The organism is Microcoleus sp. Z1_B2, from assembly GCF_036700325.1.
GTDB lineage: Bacteria > Cyanobacteriota > Cyanobacteriia > Cyanobacteriales > Microcoleaceae > Microcoleus.
The window spans coordinates 1-23,919 of the sequence record NZ_JAUBOQ010000021.1 but is presented as its reverse complement, the minus strand read 5'-3'; the positions used below and the strand labels follow the sequence as shown (position 1 = coordinate 23,919).

Sequence of the window (23,919 nt, the reverse complement as noted above, 5' to 3'; positions counted from 1 at the left end):
TTTTGTGCTGCTAACTGCCGGGAGCAATTGCCTATTTGTGGCCCAAATCGCGCTGTCAAAATTTTGGGAGTCCGTAACGGAACTCCCAAGCTTTGCATTGTCAAAAAAGTCTTAACTAGAAAATTACATCACGCCCCAAAAGTGAAGCAGACCTTGACCGGAAACCAATTCGATGATGACAGCGACAGAGAAACCAATCATCGCCAAACGACCGTTCCAATTTTCGGCGCCTTCGGTGAAGCCCCAGTTCCAAGCATTGCGTTTTTGTTCTTGCATAGTGCGAACTCCCTTCGTTAACTTTTGTAAGGCTTATGTAAATAAATATAACATTCCTTGATAAAAATGCAAGCTTGTGATTGGTGATATCGGTCACAACGGTCGATCGACCTTGAGGATTTTGCCTAACTAGGAAAAATAGCCAACTCGGTATCAGGGTCGAACAAGTGAATCTTGTCATGGGCGATAGCCAACCAAAGCTCTTCGCCAACTCGGATCGATCGCTCAGGAGGAACCCGCACTTGCATCCTCACCGCCGGAGCATCCGTCAAACAAACCCCCAAATAAGTTTCGTGTCCCAAAGCCTCTACAATTTCCACTTGTACCGAAAGATTTTTGGTAGCCGGAGGGTTAATGCTCAGATGTTCCGGCCGAATGCCCAAAATCAGCCTTCGCCCGTCATATTGTTGTAGACTTTTTGCCCAAATATCGGGTAAAGTAAAGCGAAATTGCGGGTGAGAAATCAACAGCGGAGCACTAAATTCCACAGACAAAAAATTCATCGGCGGAGAACCGATAAACTCAGCCACAAACAGATTAGCCGGCTTGTTGTAAAGCTCTAGAGGTTGAGCTACTTGCTGAATCTGGCCGACCTTCATAATAGCAATGCGATCGCCCATAGTCATCGCCTCAGTTTGGTCGTGAGTTACATAAATAGTTGTAGTTCCCAACTGTCGCTGCAACTGCACAATTTGCGATCTCGTTTGGGCCCTCAATTTTGCATCCAGATTCGATAGCGGTTCGTCCATCAAAAAAACTTCAGGATTCCTAGCCATCGCCCTACCCAAAGCTACCCGCTGCTTTTGCCCTCCCGAAAGTTGTTTCGGCAAGCGATTTAAAAGAGATTCTATTTGCAATAATTCAGCTACCTCCCGCACTCGTTTCCCTACAGCCTTTTCCCGTTCCGACAAATAGCGCAAACCTGGAGGCAACTTGCGAGTAGCTCCTACCAAAAAATCCTCCCATAAAGCATATATTCGCTCGTTGTTTAAAGTATTAGAAGCTAAATAATTAATAAGCTCTTTTACCTGATTCCTGATTTTTTCTGCCTTCTCCCTGCTTCCTTTTTCTTTTTCTGTCTCTTCTCCCTTCTCTCTGCTCCCTTCTAGCTGCTTCCTTCTAGCTGCTCCCTTTTCCCTTGTTCCTTGTTCCTTCTTCCTTCTATCAGTTACATCCGTTACATCCGTTACAGAATCCGTTGCCGAACTTCCTTCTTCCTTCTCCCTTTCCGAGCGGCGCAATCCAAAGGCGAGATTATCGTAAACTGTTAAGTGAGGATAGAGAGCATAATTTTGAAATACCATAGCGATATCTCGGTCTTTAGGAGGCAAATCGTTAAGGAGTCGATCGCCAACCCAAATATTGCCGGCCGTCAAAACTTCCAAACCGGCGATCGATCGCAGCAAAGTGCTTTTTCCGCAGCCAGAAGGGCCCACCAGCACCATGAACTCCCCGTCTTCGACCGTCAGGTTAATGCGCCGCAAAACGCTGTTAGACGCAGGGCGCTCGGCTAGATGCGAGACACTTTCTGCGACGGTGTTTGCTTCTTTTTCCTGTTCTCCTTGGCGGAGAGGAAAGCTTTTGTAGATATTTTCTAATACAACTTGCGCCATTAAACAATTTTAGATTTTAGATTTTAGATTTTAGATTGGGGAATTGGAGGCAGAGCCTCCGAGTATGTATTCCCAGGCATAGCCTGGGAACAAGGCTTAAGAAGTCCTGCAAGAAGAATAATTCCCCATTACCAATGACCCATGACTAATGACTACTGACTGCTGATAACTTTGATAATTTTTTCACCTGGATTCAGGTCAAAAACTCGATCGCCCGCAGCATCTTTCCCCCAAAAAGCTATAGCATCAATAGTCGATCGCAGCAGGCGGCCAGAATTAGTAAAAAGTTTGACATCCGTACCCGGAACAGCCTGCAGCAAGCCAACTAAAGCATCTTTAGGCTCTGAGAAGCGAAAAGCTTGAGTGCCAATTTCGCCCCGGTTAGTAAGTCTGACAGAACCTGCCGGCATTCGTTTTGCCCAACCCAACTCGGAAAATAGCACCAGACTGTCGTTCGGGTCGAGAGTGATGCAGCCCACCAACTGTTCCTGCTTCCGCAACCTGGTTACTTGAGAACCCTGGGCCGCGCGGCCCATTGGCGGCAGTTGTTCATCATCAATCTCAAACCGGAGGACTCGGCCTCCTGAAGTTGCGATCGCCACTTGCTCGCCGACTTTAGCCAGACTCGCACAGCGCAGCCGATCGTCCTCCTTGAGTTTAACAACAGTAACGCCACGATTAGTCAAATCAGCAAATTCCTGCATCGCCAAGCGCTTAATTTTTCCTTGCTGAGTCAGAGTTACTAAATCCGCCGCCTCCGAATTTTCCGGCAAAATAAAGTGTGCAACTGTGATTTCCGACAAAGCGCGATCGGCACTGTCTTTAGTAGCACTCGGCGACAACAAACTAACGATCGGCCTTCCCCGGTCTTTGGCGCTACTACTAGGAATATCCGCCACTTTCAGCGGGTAAGCTTTGCCGTTAGGAGTTAAGACGACCAAAGTGCGATCGGTTTTCGTCAGATTTGCCGTCACAATAAAATCTTCATTTTTTTCTAAAGCTGAAACCGATTTTTCGCGACTTTTCGAGCGTGGCTTTTCCCCAGCAGGCAAGCGTCGCACGTACTGCTTGTGCGAAAATTCAACAATAGTTTCCTCTGGCTCTAGAACGGGCAATAAGTTCGGCTGAATCGTTGCCGGCGACAACTGCTTCACCCCAGAATTTTTCTTACCAGCAAATTGTGATTCGGCGTTTGCTGCGCGTGCAGTTCCATTGGCGAATTTAGTGCGGCGGGGGTCAGCGTACTTGCGTTTGAGCGATCGAAATTCCTTCTTTAAAGCCTTCAAAAGCTCGCGCCTGTCGCTCAACAACCGCTGCAATTCTTGAATATTAGCCATCAACTCATCAAACTCAGACTGCAAATTTTGCCTTTCCAAACCAGTCAGCCTACGCATCGGCATCGCCAAAATCGCATCAGCTTGACTTTCGCTCAAATTTAGGCGAACTTGGAAAGTTTGCTTAGCAGTAGAGCCGTCAGGAGAATTTCTGAGAATGTCGATCGCTGTATCGAGATTTGTCAAAGCCAACATTAAGCCTTCGACAATGTGACACCGGCGTTCCGCAGCCTGCAACTCGTAATTGTAGCGGCGGGTAAGAGTCACTTCCCGGAAATCCAGAAATTCCTGCAACAATTGTCTCAGCGTCAACTGTCGCGGTTGACCGTTGACAATTGCCAGCAAAATCGCCCCAAAATTTGTTTGCAGGTCAGTTTGTTGGTAAAGGCGAGCGAGAACCGCTTCTGGAGTAAATTCCCGCTTGAGTTCAATCACCACTCGAATCCCTTCGCGATCGCTCTCGTCACGCAAATCAGAAATACCGTCGAGGCGGCCAGCATTAACCAACTCCGCCACCTTTTCAATCCAAGCCGCCTTATTTACCTGAAACGGAAACTCCGTCACCACGATCGCCGTTTTAGTACGCACCTTGCGATTACCAGGCACCTCTTCCACCCCGGCCACACCCCTGACCGCAATGCTGCCTCGACCCTTAGTGTAGGCGTCAACAATGCCCTCTGTAGCGACGATTTCCCCCCCGGTTGGAAAATCCGGGCCTGGAATCAGTTCTATCAACTTCTCATCGGATAGTTCCGGGTTTTCAATCAAAGCAATTAAACCGTCTACCACCTCCCCCAAATTGTGCGGCGGGATATTAGTTGCCATCCCCACAGCAATGCCCGTACAGCCGTTGAGTAACAGAAACGGCAACTGAGCAGGCAGCGCCGTCGGTTCCTGCTGGGAATTGTCAAAATTACCAGTAAAATCAACAGTTGCATCGCCGACTTGGGTTAGCATAGCTTCGTGGGCGATCGGTGCCAGCCTCGTTTCCGTATACCGCATAGCAGCCGCCGGATCATTGTCCACCGAACCGAAATTGCCGTGACCCGCCAGTAAAGGATAGCGACTCGAAAACTCCTGAACCATGCGTACCAGAGCGTCGTAAACCGATTGGTCGCCGTGGGGGTGATATTTTCCCAAAACATCTCCAACTACCCGGGCACACTTACGGTAAGGTCGGTCTGGCGTCAGACCGAGTTCGTGCATCGCATATAAAATTCGACGGTGAACTGGTTTTAAACCGTCGCGGACATCAGGCAAAGCTCGCCCGACGATCACACTCATGGCATATTCGAGGTACGATTGCTGCATCTCGGCGTGCAGAGGCGTAGAAATTACTTGCCCGGAAAGTAGGTTGAGTTGTTTAGCCATGAGTCCTTGTGTCCGTTAATTCCTGAGTGAAAACAGCCTCTGTCAATAATGCCGAGGTTTCCTGTCTCGATTGAAAAGCCTTTGCCCCAGACGAACCGAAAGTTCGACCAAAGCGGCCAGTTGAAGAATAAAAATAAACTTAACTTGTGAAAGCAGAATCAGAGTCCCGAAGACGGGCAACACTTGCCTCTTACTCTCCACTCTTACCCTAACCTCTATGTTGCCTTCATTTGCGCCTACCTGTCTATTTACCTTCTGCCGTGAGAAGGTTGATTCACAGGAGTACACGGAAGGCCATAAACTCAGAACCTAGTGAGGCTTTAGCTCTTCCTAGGAAAGCGTCAATCGATTGCGCGATTTTAGATTTTAGATTAAAGAATTGAAGCATTGACTTGCGCGAGATAAATTCGGGGGCTCCTTGATCGGATACAGGTTTTTTATTTCTGGACGGATGAATCACGTGGCGGGTATCCTCGATGCTTTCGGTCACGAGGGACTTGAGTCCCCGTCAATCTATGATAGAATTTAATTGCAATTAGGAATAACCATCTACACGAAGAAATATTCTCTTCAGGAGAAACCCCAGATTGAGCTCGTCTCGGTACAGCCGTAGCGTGGATCAAGCAGCAATGGTAGACGATCGAGCTTACCTACCGTATTTTGGAAGCGTGATGGACTCCGAAAGTATTAAAAAAGAAAAGTAAGCAGAATTGGAATATCTCTGGGACTGGTACTTGTTCCGATCGTGTAGAGGCGACTGGACTGTCAGTAACCCCGGTCTAAAGACACGGGGCTTGCAAGAGAAATCTGGCAAGCCGTACTGACCAGACTAAGGCTTAATTGCCTACGTTTTGAGAGTCACGACACCCTGTGGATGCGTAGCTAGTCCCCTGCTCTGTCCGAAGCAATTAAACAGTTCTAAGGTAACAGGAACAGTGTTGCAGGTCTAACAAGCTCTCGAAACATTGTCGAAGCTAACATTACCCCATTCATGGGAGGTACAACCCGTGCAAAATACTATGCGTACAGGATTGGAAGATTGGAAGCGGTAATTGTCCCGTTGAAAGTGCAATACAAAAGTACACTCCCGTTAACCAATCCCAAGGCGGTAGTAAATCAAAAATATAAAGCCGTGCTAGAAGCACGGGGTTTCTACCCATTTTTTCTGATGAGTGAACTCCCATTTTTGGGCTTATTCAACCATAGAGCGTGGTCGTGACTCGCTGAGAGTGTCAAAAATGCCATATTAATATAATTCATCAGTCAAAAGCTCTCCTGGCGCTATCTCCTAGTCTGACATCCACTAGATGAACGGAAGCGTCGATATTTTCAGCCGTTTTGAGGGGTTAAAACTGAGAATTAAAAATCTCCAACAATCCCCGCTAGATTCGCTACTTTGAATGCGGTGGCGACGGGAGTATGTGAATAAACATGGCTTGATTCTAATCAGGAAGAAGGAAAATAATTATCACACATTCCCGAATCTAATACCAGTTCAAAAAATAGTGAAACTGTATATCCGTGATCCAAACTGATATCCAGTCAATCAGTTCCCATCTAAAATCTAAAATCTAAAATCTAAAATCTAAAATCTAAAATCTAAAATCTAAAATCTAAAATCTAAAATCTAAAATGGTAGAAGCTGGAGGCTTGACCGAAAGAGAGGGTACTATAAGTGCAGGACTCACGGGTAGTCACAAACCGGGTTTTTTCATAGCAATAGTTCGTTATAGCCCGCCAAAACTAGCAAAAACCTGGTTGCGAGGCGTCGTCCATGCGTCCAGGATTGTACTAGAAACCTGCTACCTGAGAATCTTGAGACTGTCACCAGTAGCAGGTCTAGTTATAAAAAAGAACTAAACTGTCTGTGTATAGTAGTCTAAATGATGGTACTGGATGCTTCTAGGCATCTGTAAACCCTCTGACAGCTAGTGGCTCAAGGATATACATACGGGTTTTGCAGGGTTCCCGGCTGATGGCGCTAAAAACTCTGCATTTTTGACGGGGAATGTAGTCCCCGTGTCGTGTTCCTCTTTGGACTAAAGTCACAAAGTTTCTATACTTCCCATATTTATTTATGAAAACCGTTCTGATTGTAGAGGACGATTTGGTTAATGCTCGGGTTTTTTCCAAAATTCTGACTAAGCGGGGGGGCTTAGCCGTGAAACACACGGAAAATGTTGAAGAGGTGATGCAGATTGCTGCCAACGGCGAAGCTGATTTGATTTTAATGGATGTGTCTCTTTCCCGCAGCGTGTACCAGGGCAAATCTGTTGACGGCATTAAGATTACTCAACTGCTCAAAGCTGACCCGCAAACAGCCTCGCTGCCGATTATTTTGGTGACTGCTCACGCGATGGCTGGTGATAAAGAAACATTTCTAGATCAAAGCGGTGCCGACGGTTACATCTCTAAGCCTGTGGTAGACCATCAAGAGTTTGTGAATCAAATCAAGGCTTTGCTACCTGATTGAGTGAACCATACATGAAAAAGGAATAAGAAGGAAAAAGGAAAAAGGAAGAAGGAAGAAAGAATTGTTTGTTTAAACCAACAAACAATTAAAACTCTCTTATTTACAAAGTTTGTTTAAACTCTGAATCTTTCTTCTTCCTTCTTCCTTTGGATGTCTCATCGCACAATGCTATGAGTTCGGACTGTTAATTAGTGAGGATAATTTGAGATTTTTCAAGTCATGAAATCGAAGTGTGCGGCGCCCGTGGAACCAAATTATCCTCAGCGATCGCAACACCATTCACTCACTTCATGCAGCCTCAAAACTGCGATTAATCCTCATCCTCATCAAAATCAAAACCAATATCATCCTCATCATCAACATCCGAGCCCAAAGCATCATCCTCAGTCTCAGCGACAAAATCGTCCTCATCAACCTCAACTTCCTCAAAATCCTCATCAGGCTCAAGATCGGACGGACGCCCAATCTCATAACCGCTCTCGATCGTATAAGCACGACGCGCAGTGCGATCGTCAAGCACCACATCCTCCTGCAAATCGTGGATATCGTCATCAAAAACAGCACCATCAAAACCCGCATCCTGCACCCCAGCATCCTCATAGGCATTGAACCCAGTACCCGCAGGAATCAGGCGGCCGATAATCACATTTTCCTTCAGGCCCCGCAGCCAGTCGGATTTACCCTCGATCGCAGCCTCAGTCAACACCCGCGTAGTCTCCTGGAACGAAGCAGCGGAAATAAAGCTATCAGTATTCAGCGAAGCCTTAGTAATCCCCAGCAACACCGGAGTATAATCCGCCGGTGCTCCACCAGTAATTGACATCGCCTCATTCACCTGCTCAACCTGCCGCAACTCCACCAACTCGCCGGGGAGCATGGTAGTATCGCCACCATCCTCCATCCTGACTTTGTTGGTCATCTGGCGGACGATTACCTCGATGTGCTTGTCGGAAATATCCACGCCCTGAGACTGATAAACCGACTGCACCTCATTCACCAAAAACGTCTGCACCTGTTGGAAACTCTCCAAAGCCGCCTCAAAAGTAGACTGCCGCTCCTTAAGCACGTGGAAGAACACCTCCAGAATTTCGTGGGGGTTAGCAGGCCCATCGGTCAAAGCTTCGGCGACGCCTACGCGCTGTCCGTCGGAAACGATCGGGTTTTGACCGGGCAACAAAGGATACTCCTCAATCCGGCCATCATCCTCAATCACCGCAAGTTCCACAACGTCGTCATCCGTAACCACGCGAGCCGTCCCCGGCCGCTTGGCTAAAATACAGGCTTCCTTGGGCTTCCGTCCTTCCAGAAGTTCCTCAATCCGTGGCAAACCTTGGATGATATCCCCAGTCTTTGCCCGCTCAAACACCAGAATCACCAAGTTGTCACCCCGCTGCACCAAGTCGCCGTCGTCTACGTGCAGCACGGCACCGGCGGAAACTCGGTAAGGACGAGCTATTCTGAGCAAGAGTTTGGCCGGTTCTGTCTCTGAGGCAGGGACAACCTTCACAACTTGGCCGGATTCTTCGAGAACGACGCCTGGAGCTATTTCGGTACCAGCTACCAGCAGTTGACCCGGACTTACATCCGGCGTGCTGGCGACAGAGATGGAAATAGAATCCGCATCTCGCATCACCAACAGTCGGCGCACTGGTTCGCCCTGGCCCTCACGGATGCCCCGCACGATACCCGCTTCTTTGCAGAGAATCTCTGTGCGGGCGACTACTGCCCCGGGCGCGATCGACTGCCCATCCTCCACCAACAGCCGCGTGTGAGTGCTGCCCTGAGTCGGATCAGCAGACACATCCCGCCGAATTACTAGCGATTCCAAAATGACTAGCTGCAAGCGGAAAGTCTTGGAAACTCGATCGCCCCCATCAGCCACAGCCATGGCCAACTCTTGCGACGCACTAACGTCTTCAGGCGAACCCCAAGCCGGGCCCGAACCGTCGGCTCCAAAAGCCATAGCATCGTCCTCATCCGGCAGCAGCTCGATATCCGCCGCCAGTTGCGGAGCTCCCGAACCAATTTCCAAAATAAGCTGAGTCCGCAGCAGTTCCAATCCCTCGACAGATTTGACGCGCTCCCCATCCTTATAAGGGAGTCGCTGCACTGCTTTCAAAGAGATCGACTCATTCAGCGCCGTCTGAGAAGGCACTGGTGGCTTATCCGGCACCGGGAACTCCACCACCGGCCGCAGCAGCAAAGCCGGGCCTTCGGGAGTTTCGATATACTCGGCATAGCCCAACTCTTCGGCAATCAAGCCTGGGGAAATCTCTTGACCGGCGTTGACGATTTGACCTTCCCCGAAAGTTAGCGGCGGGCGGTCAACTACATGGAGCGTCCCCGGCTTGATCACAATTTCCCGGAGGATGTCATTTTTCTGAGTGATTTCCACTGCCCCGCTGGTTTGGCAGAAAATATCCTTAACGACTTCTGTACCGGCCTCTACGTACTGGCCATCTTCCACCAGCAGTAGAGAAATATCCTTATTGACCTCGTGGCACTCTTCCGGTATCCAGAGCAGAGTCCCCCCCTTCACGACTTCGTAGCCAAGTTTAGCTTTGCCGCGCTTGTGGACTTCGACTCCGCCGTACTTGACGATGCCTCCTGTAGCTGTGCGGTAGCTGTCGTCGAGCAGTTCGGCGACGACTTCTCCGTTGATGACTTTGCTTCCTGGGGCTGTCTTGAGGGAAAACCGCTGCTTAGAAGATGTTTCGATCGTGTAGTGGTCGCGGCCGCCTGCACTTTCGGCCCGCACGACTGCTTGGTCGAGCAGGACTTGGGCGGTGATAATTTCGATTTCTCTGGGGTCAGCGATGCGGACTACGCCACCGTGTTCGGAGACGAGTTTAGTTTCGGCAATCACGCTTTCTGCTGGAATGCGATCGCCATTTTTCACTGCTGGTTCGGCGCCGGGGGGTAAGTTGTAGACTTCTCCTGAGAGAATCCAAATCAGCCCGCCTTTGCTGGCTGTGCGGGTTGTGTTCCCTTGGCGGTCGGTTTTTTCTTCTGGCACCAAATCAGCAAATTTGGCTTCTCCGGCTAAGTCGGAAGCTACGTCTGTAGTCACTTTTTCCGTAGTTTTGCGGGCGGCGCGACCGACGATCGGCACTTCTGCCAAAACTTGACCGGGAATGGCGCGCTGTCCGTCTTTGACCATCAGAGTAGAACCCTGGACGATCGCCAATTCGATTTTCAGTTTTTGATTTTTGGCACCGGATTTTCCTTCTTCAAATCCGTCGCCTTCAAATACGAGTTTGCCGTTGTTTTCGGCTACCAGTGCTTCTTCGCCGTGTCTGGTGCGGAAGGAGCGAGTACGCAGGTTCTTGAATTTCACTACGCCGGGGAAGGGGGCGCGTTCTTGTTTGGCGACTTCTCCGGTGAATACGCCGCCGGTGTGGAAGGTACGCATGGTGAGCTGGGTTCCCGGTTCGCCGATCGACTGAGCTGCAATAATCCCGATCGCTTCTCCCATGTCCACCATTTTCAAGTGGGCCAGACTCCAGCCGTAGCAGTGCTGACAAACCGATCGAGTCGATTCACAAGTCAGGGGCGATCGTAAATACACTTCTGCCACCCCAGCTTTACCAATTTCCGTTGCCAACTCATCGGTAATTGGCTGATTTCGGACGGCTTTTTCGCTGCCGTAAGTCACGATTTCCCCCGTTTTGGGGTGCACCGCATCCCTCGCCAACACGCGCCCTAGCAGCCTGTCCTTGAGGGGAATCAGCACTGTTGCTCCGTCCGTCATCGGCCGGACTCGAATTCCCCGCTGGGTGCCGCAGTCTACTTCGCGCACAATTACATCCTGGGACACATCCACCAAACGGCGAGTAAGATAGCCAGAGTCTGCTGTCCGCAAGGCTGTATCTACCAAGCCTTTGCGCGCGCCGTAGGAAGAAATAATGTATTCGGTGACGGTGAGTCCTTCGCGGAAGTTGGTTTTAATTGGCAAGTCAATAATTTCCCCCTGCGGGTCTGCCATCAATCCGCGCATTCCGACTAGCTGCCGCACTTGAGAAATGTTTCCCCGCGCCCCGGAGAAGGCCATCATGTAGACGGAGTTTAGGGGGTCTGTGGCTCGGAAGTTTTTGACTACTTCGTCTTTGAGGTCTTCTGAGGTGCTGTTCCAGGTGTCGATTACTTTTTGGAACCGTTCTACTTCGGTGATTTCGCCTCTGGTGTATTTTTGTTCGGTGATGCGGATTTCTTCTTCGGCTGCATCTAGGAGCGATCGTTTCGACGGTGGCACCTGCAAGTCATCTACGCTAATCGAAACTCCGGCCCGTGTCGCAAAGCGGAAACCCAAGTCTTTGAGTTTATCTGCCATTTGCGCTGTACGGGCCGTTCCGTAGTGCATGAAAGACCAAGAGATTAATTTTTTGAGCTGACCTTTGTCAACAACTCGATTGCGAAAAACAATTTCCTTATTTTCTGTCATTTTTCTGAGTAGTAGTAGTAGTAGTAGTAATTGGTAATTGGAATATTGACGCAGGAGGCTCTCTTGCTGCGAGGCAGAGGGCAGTAGTAAGTAGGTTGGGTTGAGGAACGAAACCCGACATTTCACCCACCCAACATTTCACCCACCCAACATTTCACCCACCCAACATTAACCCAACCGTATTGATTAGTAATTAGTAAGCAGTAATGGGTAAATTTCCTAACTTAAATCACCATTATTTATTAGCGATTACTTATTAGTAATTACCCACCACCCCTTACCCATTACCTCCTAATTATTTATCACCGACTCAATAGTTTGGTGATAAATAATCCGGCCCGGAGTAGTGCGAATGAACTGATTGAGCACCTTGCCGTCTCCGTCTTCCCGAACTCGGCGGAACTTGTATTCTTTCGTCACGATACCGTCGGTAGAGCGTTCTACCTTCAGTGGTTCTCCTTCAGGTTCTATGTTTTCGATAGCGCCTTGAAACCTCACCCACACATAGGAGTGCAAGTCAACGACTCCTTGTTCGTAAGCTACAACCGCGTCGGTAAGGTTGGAGAAATAGTGACCGGCTCCTTTTTGAGCGTCAGGATTTTCGGCTGTTAAGTAATAGCAACCGAGCACCATATCTTGAGAAGGAGTAACGATCGGTCTTCCGGTTGCCGGCGACATGATGTTGTTAGAAGCCAGCATCAGCAAGCGCGCTTCCGCCTGAGATTCCAAAGACAAAGGCACGTGCACGGCCATTTGGTCGCCGTCAAAGTCAGCGTTAAAAGCCGGACAGACTAGCGGGTGAAGCTGAATTGCCCTCCCGTCCACCAAAATCGGCTCAAAGGCTTGAATCCCCAAACGGTGGAGGGTCGGCGCCCGGTTTAGCATGACCGGGTGTCCTTCAATCACCTCCTGAAGCACGTCCCAAACGCTGGGATCGTTGCGCTGGATCAGTTTTTTGGCAGCTTTGATGTTGTTGACCAATCCTTGGCGGATCAAGCGGTGGATGACGAAAGGCTGGAAAAGTTCGATCGCCATTTCCCTCGGCAAACCGCACTGATGAATCTTCAGTTTCGGCCCCACCACAATCACCGAACGCCCGGAGTAATCAACTCGTTTCCCGAGCAAGTTTTGCCGGAAGCGCCCTTGTTTCCCTTCAATGATGTCCGACAGCGACTTCAGCGGGCGGTTGTTTGCGCCCACCACAGTCCGGCCCCGGCGACCGTTGTCAATCAGCGCATCCACAGCTTCTTGTAGCATCCGCTTTTCGTTGCGGATGATAATCTCCGGCGCCAGAATTTCTTGCAGTCTCGCCAAGCGGTTATTGCGGTTGATGACTCTCCGATAAAGGTCGTTGAGGTCACTCGTTGCAAAACGCCCGCCGTCTAACTGCACCATCGGCCGCAAGTCCGGGGGAATCACCGGAATCACATTGAGCACCATCCAATCGGGTTGAGAACCCGTAGCGATGAAGTTGTCAATCACTCGCAAGCGTTTAATTAACTTCGCCCGTTTTTGACCTTTAGCATTAGCAATATCTTCCCGCAACTTTTCCGCTTCACTTTCTAGCGGAATATTTTGCAGCAAAACTTGCAAAGCTTCAGCACCAATCCCTACTTCTACACCTGTGAGTGTGGAATCTTCGCTGTAAAGTTCGTCTTCTATTTCCAGCCAAGCATCTTCTGTAAGCAATTGCTTGTATTGCAGCTTCTCTGCATTACCTGCATTGAGGACAACGTAGGCATTGAAATACACGATTTGTTCGACATCTCGCAGCGGCATATCTAACAGAATTGCCATGTAACTCGGGATGCCTTTGAGATACCAAACGTGAGCGACTGGAGCTGCTAATTTGATAAAGCCCATGCGATGGCGGCGGACGCGAGATTCAGTGACTTCAACACCGCATCTTTCGCAAACAATGCCTCTATGGCGAACTCGTTTGTACTTCCCACAATGACATTCCCAATCTTTGGCAGGCCCAAAAATGCGCTCGCAAAACAAGCCATCCATTTCAGGTTTTAATGTCCTATAATTAATTGTTTCGGGTTTTGTCACCTCGCCGGTTATCTGACCGTTGGGTAAAGTTCTCTCTCCCCACTGTCGAATTCTTTCTGGTGAAGCTAACCCTATCTTGACGTAATCAAAGCGTTGTTCTATCTTAGCCATTTTGACTCCAATTGATGATTTACAGTCGATTATTTGTGGTAATTTATCTTTTTTGTTTGCTTGTTTTGCGGCTTAAATCAATTTTATTCTCCTCTATATGTGACATTCCTTTTGATATCAGAAATGACATTTCTGGACACCTCAAATTCCTGAGCAATTTTAGCAATGGATTCTCCGGCTTGAATTCGTTCTCTGATTTCAAGAGCTTGAGCAAAAGTAAATTTGCGATCGAGATGTCCACCCATGCGAGGAAGTGGAACCTGTTGACCTGCTTCTTTCCAAGTGACGTGATATTTAATATCGTGTATGGTTTTGCGGCCGACACTGTATTCCTGTGCTACATCCTTCATCCTCTCTCCTGCTGCTAGCTTTTGTCGAATTTCTCGCACCTTTTCCCAATCTAATTTGGCATTGGAAAGAGGATGACTTTTGCCTTGAGTGCGTCCTTTCTTAGAAGCATCTAACAAATTTTGAGTGCGAGTACCAGCCCAAAGGTGTTCTGGATTGATGCAACTGGGATTGTCGCAGGTATGACAAGCATCCATCGAAGTCGGAAGTTCATATCCTAATTTCTCGGCTAAAACAGCACGGGTAACTGATTTTAATTTCCCATTTTTCCAGTATCTGCCATAACCTTGACCATCCTTTCCACCTGAGAAAATGATGCAGCCGCTGTCTTGAATTTCTCCTAAAAAATTGGGTGAAACTGTAGTGAAGTTATCGGGAATATTTGTCTGAAGTATCTTAATAATAGTTTCATGTTGTACTCCATACTCTTTTGCTAGGTGGTTCTTGATGGTTCCAGATAAATATTTAGTCTGAATTTCCCGTAGTTGTGCGATCGACAATATGCCAATACCGGGAATACTTTTGCGTCTGGGAGTTTTGCGATCGCGCCCCATCATCTGCCCGGTATTTTCAGCCGCAGTTCCCGCTACGAGATGTGCTGGGTTGATGCAGCTTCGATTGTCGCAGGTGTGGCAAGCAAAATAACCGGAACCAAGGAATCCTGCTATTTTTGATTCGAGGACTAATCGGTGGACTAATACCGTTTTGCCATCGAGCCACTTGCGCCCGTAACCGTTGCCAAACTTGCTCCCTTGCCAGTTAATACAGCCTGTCGCCCGGTCAAATTCTCCTTCTATTCCTGGGACAACTGTTACAATAGTCATGTCAGCGTCTCTCCTCTTAAGAGCGTTGATTCGCCTCACCAGTGTTCGTACCACTGCTGAGGCATTTTAATTGGGACTTCTCGATTTTAGATGTGAGATGTAAGATTGAATGCTGTCAAACAATTCTTCAATCTAAAATCTAAAATCTAAAATCTAAAATCCCTAATCCTCGTCAAGTTCGTCACGAGAAAGCGATTCGTAAGTAGGCCGGGAGGGCGATCGCTTGCCCCCAGCATCTGCCATCAAATCCACCTCAACGTGCTCGCTGCCCTCGTCGGACGTATTCACCTTGTGCACAGCAATATCCAAGCACAAAGACTGCAACTCCCGCATCAGCACCTTGAAAGATTCCGGCGTACCGGGGCGCGGGATAGCTTTGCCTTTGACGATCGCATTCAGCGCTTCATTCCGCCCCTGCATATCGTCCGACTTGACAGTCAGCAACTCTTGCAAAGTATAAGCGGCGCCGAACGCTTCCAGAGCCCAGACTTCCATTTCTCCGAACCGCTGACCCCCCTGCTGCGCTTTGCCGCCCAAAGGCTGCTGCGTTACCAGCGAGTAAGGGCCTGTGCTACGGGCGTGGATCTTATCGTCTACCAAGTGAACCAGCTTCAGCATATAAGCGATGCCGACTGTGATCGGGCGATCGAACGGTTCCCCAGTTCTGCCATCGTAGACAATAGTCTTGCCGGGGTGCTTTTCATTAAACACCCAAGGCTTACCGGTTTTTTCCCGTGCCTCCTGTAGCTTACCGTGTACGGTTTCCCGCGACTTTTCAGCCCCGTGCATTTCATCAAAAGGCACCATCTTGAACCGCATCGACAGATTTTCGCCCGCCCATCCCAGCAAGCACTCAAAAATCTGACCTACGTTCATCCGCGACGGTACGCCCAAGGGATTGAGCACTATGTCAACCGGAGTCCCGTCGGGCAAATAAGGCATATCCTCCATCGGCAGAATCCGGGACACAATACCCTTATTTCCGTGGCGGCCGGCCATTTTGTCGCCGACTTGAATCTTCCGCTTTTGAGCCACGTAGACGCGGACGACCATGTTGGCGCCGGGGGGCAGTTCATCGCCCTGTTCGCGGGTAAACACCCGCACGTCCACCACGCGGCCTTTTTCGCCGTTAGGGACGCGGAGGGAATTGTCGCGCACGTCGCGGGCTTTTTCGCCGAAGATTGCCCTCAGCAGTTTTTCTTCCGGCGGTTGGTCGGATTCGCCTTTGGGGGTGACTTTGCCGACTAGGATGTCGCTGGCTTCTACCCAAGCACCTTTGCGGATAATTCCTTGTTCGTCTAGCTGGCGCAGCGCGTCTTCGCCGACGTTAGGAATTTCACGAGTGATTTCTTCGGGGCCGAGTTTAGTTTGACGGGCTTCGATTTCGTATTTTTCAATGTGGATCGAAGTGTAGACATCTTCGTACACCAAACGCTCGCTAATTAGCATCGCGTCTTCGTAGTTGTAGCCTTCCCAAGGCATATAAGCTACGAGGATGTTGTGGCCCAGAGCGAGTTCTGCCCCTTCGGTAGAGGAACCATCGGCGAGCACTTGACCTGCTACGACGCGATCGCCCTCATAAATCAGCGGACGCTGGTTTAAACAAGTATCCTGGTTAGAACGCTGATATTTTTGCAGTTCGTGTTCGATGCAGCCAGCATATTTTTGCTTCCAAACCGAGGGCTGTTTGACTTTGAGATCGTCGTATTCCTTAATCAGGAAATGTTCTTCGCTGGAATTCGATTCGGCATCTACAGCCAGGGGTTTGACAATAATCCGGGTAGCGTCGATGTATATCACCTCGCCGTCGATCCGGGAAACCACAACCATCCCCGAATCTCGCGCCGCCTGAGCTTCCAAGCCCGTACCGACGAGGGGCCGTTCTGGTTTCAGTAGCGGCACAGCTTGCCGCTGCATATTCGATCCCATCAGAGCTCGGTTGGCGTCGTCGTGTTCCAAGAACGGAATCAGCGATGTCGCGACGGAGACGATTTGCACGGGCGAAATCGCCATGTAGTCCACCTGCATGGGAGTGGTGGTAGTAAACTCTTGGCGGTAGCGGACGGCTACGGTTTCGCCCAAGAGGTTGTTGTTTTCGTCGAGGCTGATGTCTCCGGGGGCGACGCGCAAATCGTCTTCTTCGTCGGCTGTCATGTAAACAGGGGCTTTGTCGCGCAGCACCCGTCCTTTTTCTACTGGATAAAAAGGAGTTTCGATGAAGCCGTAGGGGTTGACGCGGGCGTGGGTTGCTAAGGAACCGATCAGACCGGCGTTGGGGCCTTCTGGTGTTTCGATCGGGCAAATCCGGCCGTAGTGGGACGGGTGAATGTCACGTACTGCAAACCCGGCGCGTTCGCGAGTCAGACCTCCTGGGCCCAAGGCGGAAAGCCGACGTTTGTGAGTCAGTTCTGCCAGAGGGTTGGTTTGATCCATAAACTGCGATAGCTGGGAGGAACCGAAGAATTCCTTGATTGCTGCTACCAGCGGTTTGGGGTTGACCAGAGAAGCTGGGCTGAGGGAGTCGGCATCCGAGACTGTCATTCTTTCGCGGATGATCCGTTCTAAGCGGTTGAGGCCGACTCGGACTTGGTTTTGCAGCAGTTCTCCGACACTGCGGACGCGACGGTTGCCTAAGTGGTCGATGTCGTCGGTGGAGCCGATGTCGAATTCGAGGTTAATTAAGTAGTCGATCGCTGTCAAAATATCTTGGGATGTCAGCACCCGCGTGGTATCGGGGACTGTCAAGCGCAATTTTTTGTTGAGTTTGTAACGGCCGACTCGGCCCAAATCGTAGCGTTTGGGGTCGAAAAAGCGCGAGTTGAGGAGCTGTTCGCCGCCCGCTACGGTGGGGGGTTCACCGGGACGGAGTTTGCGGTAGAGCTCCATCAAAGCTTCTTCTTCGCCGAATTGTCCTTCTTTCTCGATCGTCTTTTGGAAGTATTCCGGGTGCCGCAGGGAGTCGTAGATTTCGCCGTCTGTAAGTCCGAGGGCTTTGAGCAGCACCTGAGCCGATAGTTTGCGGGTTTTGTCGATTCTGACCCAGACTAAATCGTTTTTGTCTGTCTCGAACTTGAGCCACGCGCCCCGGTTAGGGATGAGCGAGGCGTTGTAGGAACGGCGACCGTTTTTGTCGGTTTCCGATTTGTAGTACACGCCGGGGGAACGCACGATTTGGTTGACGATGACCCGTTCTGCGCCGTTGATGATGAAAGTGCCGCGCTCGGTCATCAGGGGCAAGTCGCCGATGAAGACTTCTTGTTCTTTGATTTCCCCTGTTTCTTTGTTAATCAGGCGGGTGGGGACGTACATTTGCACCGAGTAGGTGCTGTCCCGGCGCTTGGCTTCGTCCACATCATATTTGGGGCGCTTGAGTTTGAAGTCTTTGCCCATGAAGTGGAGTTCCAGCTTGCCCGTGTAGTCTGTAATCGGGGAGAAGCTGTCGAGTTCTTCGATCAGCCCGGCTTCTAGAAACCAGCGAAAACTTGCCCGCTGGATTTCGATCAGGTCGGGCAAGGTGAAGGCGAATTCTGTGTAATCTTTAGTGGTCATGGGTGTCCTTTTTCCGCAGTGGCTCTAGCTTTTTACATGGCGCCAAGGCTGGGTTTTTTTTACCTTGTTGCGTTTTTTTGATGGATTGTGTGAGAGAATTTATATGATGTTTTCGATCGCCTGCCAACTGCTGCAACGGTTATTATTGCTTGGGGCTCGCAGTATTTTTGTGCGGATTTTAGTTTCGATCGAGATGCTTTTAGCTCTGATCTCGTGGTATCCCGGGGTGAATTCCCTACACTTTTGACTCCTAAAATTGACTTGACAGCTATTGCCAAATTGCTGAGGTTCCAAGTTTCTTCTGATGTGTAAGTTTGAGTGTGTAAGTTTGAGGTATTGCCTGAAGTTTTGACCGATCCCGAAGTTTAGCGTACTCGCGTTGTGTTGGTAGTTCCTGGGCGACCTCGCAGGATCGGATACTAAGCCAACGCCCGATCGGTCGGTTCTTTTTATTATAGGACGCAAATCCGATCGCAACAGGCAACGCCAAAAGAATCTCCAATAAAGGATGAATCCGGTTTTTCTGGCAGGATAGAAATGGGATTATCCCGATCGCTGGCTCCTAAATCAACCTGTTTTTCTCCTTTCTGTGCTCTGCTATAACTAAACAGAAAAGCCGAATAGCTGACAGGCATTTTCGGTTGTCTGCTGGGACAAAGTTAAGAGAGAAACTCCTCTCAATTTAGCAACTTGCTCGGCTACGTAGTAGACATAGGCTGGTTCGTTGCGTTTTCCCCGCTGGGGTACGGGGGCGAGAAAAGGGCAATCTGTCTCGACTAGGATGCGATCGCTATTTACCATACAAGCTGATTCTTGTATTTGCAAGGCTTTTTTAAAGGTGACTGTTCCGCTAAAACTAATGTAGAAACCTAGGTCTAAAAACCACTGGGTTTCTTCGGGTGTGCCTCCCCAGCAGTGCATGACCCCGCGCACGGGCCCGCGTGTTTGCCAAAAGTTCCTCAGCATTTCGGCCATTGGGGCGGCGGCGTCGCGACAGTGGATAATGACTGGTTTGTCAAGTTCCTGGGCGATTGCAAGCTGTGCCTCAAACACTTTAAACTGGTGTTCTCGATCGTCAGCTTTATAAAAGTCCAGTCCGGTTTCGCCGATCGCTACTACCCTAGAGTCCGAACTTGCTAATTCCCTAATCTGGCTCGCAGTCTCGTCTTTCCACTTGTCCGCATCTAGGGGGTGAAGTCCAACCGCAAACGAGACTTCTGCAAACTGATTGGCGATTGCTTGAATGCCGGCAAACTCTTCTGGCTCTACACAAGAATGAACCAGCCGAACTACACCAGCTTCGCGCCAGCGTTCTCGAATGGCTTCTAACTCAGATTTGTAGATTTCAAAGTTGATATGAACGTGAGTGTCGATGAGCTGCATGGGGGAAGCAGATTAGAGGTGATACGGGAGAGTCTTGGTGGGATAGGGCGAGGGGGGAGTGAGAGAGTCGGGGAGTGGGAGTGGGAGAGAGTGTGTGGGAAAAATCTTCCGTCTTCTTTCTTCCTTCTTCCTGCTTCACGCTTGACAATTCCCGCATCCAGGATACCCGCCACGTGATTCATCCGTCCAGAAATAAAAAACCTGTATCCGATGAAACTTGCCGAACGTATTTATCTCGCGCAAGTCAATGCTTCAATCGAAAATCGAAAATCGAAAATCGAAAATCGATTGACTTCTTCCCTCAACATCCATCCCTTCAATCTTGTACACTGCTTCGTTGCCGAACTTTCTGCTTCCTTAAGATGCTACCGAGGATGCTTCGTGTGGCTTGAGGGTTCTTGCCAAGCGGGACTTTTTGCGAGCGCCGTTGTTGCGGTGGAGTACACCTTTTTTGACAGCTTTGTCAATTTTGCTGTATGCCTCAGACATTCGCTGCTGGACTTCTTGCATTAATTCCGGGCTCGGAGCTGCGGCGTACTTGTCTACCGCAGCGAAATACTTCTTCATCAAAGTTTTGACCGCTGACTTGTAAGATTTGTTGTACAAGCGGTTACGTTCGGCGATTTTGACTCGTTTGACGGCGGACTTAATATTTGCCATAGTTCAGTTGCTGGAAGTAGGTATTCATGGATACGCCCTAGTCTAAAGACACGGGGATTTTCAAGGACAACCTTTTCGGGATCGATCCGCAAAAAGCTTGATTTTTAATGGCGGAGTAAGACAGCCACTTTCCATGCGCTCAGATTGAGCTGAGTCTGTGGCTACTTTTTGGCGACGCCCGCGCAATAATTTTTTATTGACTCATGTGAACAAGCCTGACGGTCAACTGAGTACAGTTAGAGCGCAAGCTTCTTTTTCCTTTTTTTCAAAGGCTTTTTATAGTGAGGTAGTTCCACCCCCACTTGCTAATATAGTATCAGAGTATTTCCCGATCATCTTGGGGTATAAAAGAATAATTGTCGGTTTCGGTACCTACACCCGACGAGCCTTTCATCCCAAGGAGTAATTCCCAACGGGGTACGGGGCGCAGCGCTCTGATTAATCCCCTCTAAATATACCGAGGGACTTCCCGGCTGGTAGTTAACTGCCTGTTCTTTACCCCTGACAATACCCAAAGGTATGACACGGGTTTTACAGAGGCGTTTTGCGGTGTTTCCACCGTCACGAGTTAAAGTCACGGTTTCTTGCGCGCAATTTTCAAGTATACAATAATTTGGCGTTTTTTTATAAAAAAATTATCAGGTGTTGGAAAAACTAATATAGCACCTATTTTGCTGAAAATCCAATTCTCTGAAAAATCCAAGTTAAGCTATAAGAAAGAATACGGGTTATTTGGGCTTCGGCAAGAAGCACTTACCGAAGGTAGAAGGTAAAAAGCTGAAGGTAGAAGGTAGAAGACAGCCGGATCTGAAGGTAGAAGGTAGAAGGCAGAATCAAAATTCTCCCCCTCGAACACTCTCCCTCTCGGATATTATCGGGGTCGGACACTCTCCCCTCTGCGTTCCCACCCTCTCCCTCCGCAACCGGTTCTCTGGCGGGCAATTCAAGAGAGAAGGTTGTGACTTGTCCTCAGTGTTGCAAAATCCTCGACAGAGATTTAAATGCTGCACTGAAGCCTTGGAAAATGCCGCGACTCTCGCGGTTTAAGCTTGTGGACTGGTGGTGACCTACTTCTCTAGGAGATAGCCACAAAAATCCCAAATTGTCAAGCAAATGTTAGTGAAGTTATAGACGGCATTCCTAATCTCCATGCTGCGAATCATTACTCAGTGGGTTGAGGCACAAGCTGAACTGCGACGGATCTGCGATCGCACCCATGACGAACTTGTCGTTCACAAAGAAGCCACCGTGCGGGAGGTGCTGCAAGCTGTAAGGCGCAGAGGCGATCAGGCTGTGCTGCACTACACTGCTGAATTTGACCGCATGACCCTAAATGTGGAAGATTTACGGGTGAGTGGCGCCGAATTGGATGCTGCTTATCAGCAGGTGTCTAAAGAATTATTAAATGCAATCCGCACAGCTTGCAAACAGGTAGAGGCGTTTCACCGACAGCGCGTACCCAAGTCTTGGGTGCAGTTTGGTGATGACGAGATTGTTTTGGGCAAGCGCTACACGCCGGTCGATCGAGCGGGAATCTACATTCCTGGCGGTCAGGCGTCCTATCCAAGCTCGGTGATCATGAATGCGGTTCCTGCGAAGGTCGCCAAGGTGCCGAGACTGGTGATGTGTACTCCCCCCGGACAGGAGAAGAAAATGAATCCTGCGGTGCTGGTAGCGGCTCAGGAAGCGGGAGTTGATGAGATTTATCGGGTAGGCGGGGCGCAGGCGATCGCAGCTTTAGCCTACGGTACGGAAACTATTCCGAAGGTGGATTTAATTACTGGGCCGGGGAATATTTACGTCACCCTGGCTAAAAAACTGGTTTACGGGACTGTGGGGATCGATTCTCTGGCTGGCCCGTCGGAGGTGTTGATTATTGCGGATGGTTCGGCGAATCCTGTACACGTGGCTGCGGATATGTTGGCTCAAGCTGAGCACGATTCGATGGCGTCGGCAATTTTGCTGACGGCGGATTCGGTGCTGGCTAGGAAGGTGGTGGCTGAGGTAGACAGACAGTTGGCAAATCACCCGCGCCGAACTTTAACAGAAAAGGCGATCGTCAACTATGGTTTAGTCGTGGTAGTTGACTCGCTCAAAGCGGCGGCGGAACTCTCTAACGAGTTTGCGCCCGAACACTTGGAATTGCAAGTTGCAGATCCTTGGGCTTTGCTCGACCAAATTCGCCACGCTGGGGCGATTTTCTTGGGATGCTCGACGCCGGAAGCTGTAGGTGATTATTTGGCTGGCCCGAATCACACTTTGCCGACTTCTGGGGCTCCGCGCTATGCGTCGCCGCTGGGTGTCGAAACTTTTATGAAGCATTCGAGTTTGATTCAATATTCGCCGGCTGCACTTAAGAAGGTGAGTAGGGCGATTAATGTTTTGGCCGAAGCAGAGGGGCTTCCTTCTCACGCTGATTCGGTGCGGCTGCGGACTGAAAATGAGGGAAAGGGTGAGTTTTAGATGGTAAATTTGAGATGGGCGATCGGCAAAATACATAGGTAGTCAAAAGCGATTGAAATGCAATGAAAGGAAGCAATTCTCTTGCGATTATGGTAGCTTTACATTCTGTGACAATCGACCCAGTTTATTTGCACCTACTTACTTACGCACTGCGGGTTTAAGAAACCCGGTTTCTTCAAGAATCTTGCTGAAAAGACGCAATTATGTTAAGAAACCGGGTTTATGGGTAGGTAATAATTATGTTGGTGGGAAGCGCGAAATTGTGGACAGTAGGCGAGAATCATCGAAAAATTTAAAGTCTAAATATCGGAAATTTAAAGGTGCATGGTATTGAATACTGTTTTGGTAGCGATCGACAATTCAGAGCTTGCAGAACGGGTTTTGCAAGTTGTAGGACAATTTCAGCTAGAATCGACGGCCAAGGTGATTCTAGTTCATGTTGTGAGTTCTGGTAGGTCGGATTTTGACGCGGTTGTCGATCGACCTCACGCTCAGGGAGATGAGATTGCTTACCGAGAGGTAGAGAAGTTGCTGCAATCTTATCAGGAAAAGTTGCCTTGCCAGAGTGAATTGGAAATTGTATCGGGACAACCTGCAGAAGAAATTGTCCGTTTGGCTCATATCTATAAGGCGGATTTAATTGCGATCGGCTGTCGGGGTTTGACTGGTTTAAAGCGGATTTTGGAGGGTTCGGTGAGTGCGGAGGTTGTGGCTGAGGCTCCTTGTTCGGTGTTGGTGGTGCGGGCGAAGTAAGTAGGCTGGTAAATGCGATCGGGAGCATCTCAGTTTTGCATTTACAGTGCGAGCGTCCCCGCTCGCACTACAATAAAAAAAATGCTTTTTACAAAACTGAGATGCTCCCATGCGATCGACTATTGCATTTACATAAACCAAGATAGCTATTAATACCAAATCCGGGTATCGTACCCCCTTGATGTTTATTGACACTCCCCTGCCTGAAGGCGAGGGGATTCTTGGTTCTGCGACATACCTTAAAACTATCTATCCTTGCGGCAGT

At 49.4% G+C, this 23,919-nt stretch carries 13 protein-coding genes; 3 read left to right on the top strand and 10 right to left on the bottom strand.

All coding sequences use genetic code 11. The annotated features are described in order from the left end of the window. Positions 1-123: 123 nt before the first annotated feature. From QT984_RS14185 to QT984_RS14175, 3 genes are all read right to left on the bottom strand, one after another. Positions 124-276, bottom strand: a complete 153-nt coding sequence (locus QT984_RS14185; protein ID WP_333054810.1) for a chlorophyll A-B binding protein — start codon at positions 274-276, stop codon at positions 124-126. 125 nt (positions 277-401) lie between these two features. Beyond that, the gene (locus QT984_RS14180; protein WP_333208267.1) at positions 402-1,889 is read right to left on the bottom strand and encodes an ATP-binding cassette domain-containing protein; all 1,488 of its coding nucleotides are present in this window, start codon (positions 1,887-1,889) and stop codon (positions 402-404) included. Between the two features lie 152 nt (positions 1,890-2,041). After that, positions 2,042-4,594, bottom strand: coding sequence for a DNA topoisomerase (ATP-hydrolyzing) (locus QT984_RS14175; RefSeq protein WP_333054812.1), 2,553 nt, complete (start codon positions 4,592-4,594; stop codon positions 2,042-2,044). A gap of 2,077 nt (positions 4,595-6,671) precedes the next feature. Here QT984_RS14175 and QT984_RS14170 point away from each other — a divergent pair. Next, positions 6,672-7,067 (top strand): response regulator, encoded by a 396-nt coding sequence (locus QT984_RS14170; RefSeq protein ID WP_006632892.1) that lies wholly within the window; start codon positions 6,672-6,674, stop codon positions 7,065-7,067. A 310-nt stretch (positions 7,068-7,377) separates the two neighbouring features. Here QT984_RS14170 and QT984_RS14165 read toward each other — a convergent pair whose 3' ends face one another. The 7 genes from QT984_RS14165 to rpsT all read right to left on the bottom strand — a co-directional run bounded on the left by QT984_RS14165 (position 7,378) and on the right by rpsT (position 20,438). Continuing rightward, complete coding sequence (locus tag QT984_RS14165; protein WP_333054813.1) at positions 7,378-11,508, bottom strand: DNA-directed RNA polymerase subunit beta''; 4,131 nt, start codon at positions 11,506-11,508, stop codon at positions 7,378-7,380. Between the two features lie 291 nt (positions 11,509-11,799). Further along, positions 11,800-13,674, bottom strand: coding sequence for a DNA-directed RNA polymerase subunit gamma (locus QT984_RS14160; protein ID WP_333054814.1), 1,875 nt, complete (start codon positions 13,672-13,674; stop codon positions 11,800-11,802). Between the two features lie 83 nt (positions 13,675-13,757). Beyond that, on the bottom strand, positions 13,758-14,846 hold the full coding sequence (locus QT984_RS14155) for an HNH endonuclease (protein ID WP_333054816.1): 1,089 nt from the start codon (positions 14,844-14,846) through the stop codon (positions 13,758-13,760). A 162-nt stretch (positions 14,847-15,008) separates the two neighbouring features. After that, complete coding sequence (gene rpoB, locus QT984_RS14150; RefSeq protein ID WP_333054817.1) at positions 15,009-18,395, bottom strand: DNA-directed RNA polymerase subunit beta; 3,387 nt, start codon at positions 18,393-18,395, stop codon at positions 15,009-15,011. 452 nt (positions 18,396-18,847) lie between these two features. Further along, a complete protein-coding gene (locus tag QT984_RS14145; protein WP_333054818.1) occupies positions 18,848-19,030 on the bottom strand; it encodes a hypothetical protein in 183 nt (60 codons plus the stop codon). Continuing rightward, positions 18,999-19,778 (bottom strand): TatD family hydrolase, encoded by a 780-nt coding sequence (locus QT984_RS14140; protein WP_333054820.1) that lies wholly within the window; start codon positions 19,776-19,778, stop codon positions 18,999-19,001. Before QT984_RS14140 ends, QT984_RS14145 begins: the two co-directional genes overlap by 32 nt. Positions 19,779-20,135: 357 nt before the next feature. Further along, positions 20,136-20,438: a 30S ribosomal protein S20 gene (gene rpsT, locus QT984_RS14135; protein ID WP_333041544.1), complete on the bottom strand. Its 303-nt coding sequence runs from the start codon at positions 20,436-20,438 to the stop codon at positions 20,136-20,138. A 1,149-nt stretch (positions 20,439-21,587) separates the two neighbouring features. Here rpsT and hisD point away from each other — a divergent pair. Together hisD and QT984_RS14125 are read left to right on the top strand one after the other, a co-directional pair. Beyond that, positions 21,588-22,901 (top strand): histidinol dehydrogenase, encoded by a 1,314-nt coding sequence (gene hisD, locus QT984_RS14130; RefSeq protein WP_333054821.1) that lies wholly within the window; start codon positions 21,588-21,590, stop codon positions 22,899-22,901. 324 nt (positions 22,902-23,225) lie between these two features. Beyond that, complete coding sequence (locus tag QT984_RS14125) at positions 23,226-23,654, top strand: universal stress protein (protein ID WP_333054823.1); 429 nt, start codon at positions 23,226-23,228, stop codon at positions 23,652-23,654. The last annotated feature ends 265 nt before the right edge of the window (positions 23,655-23,919 follow it).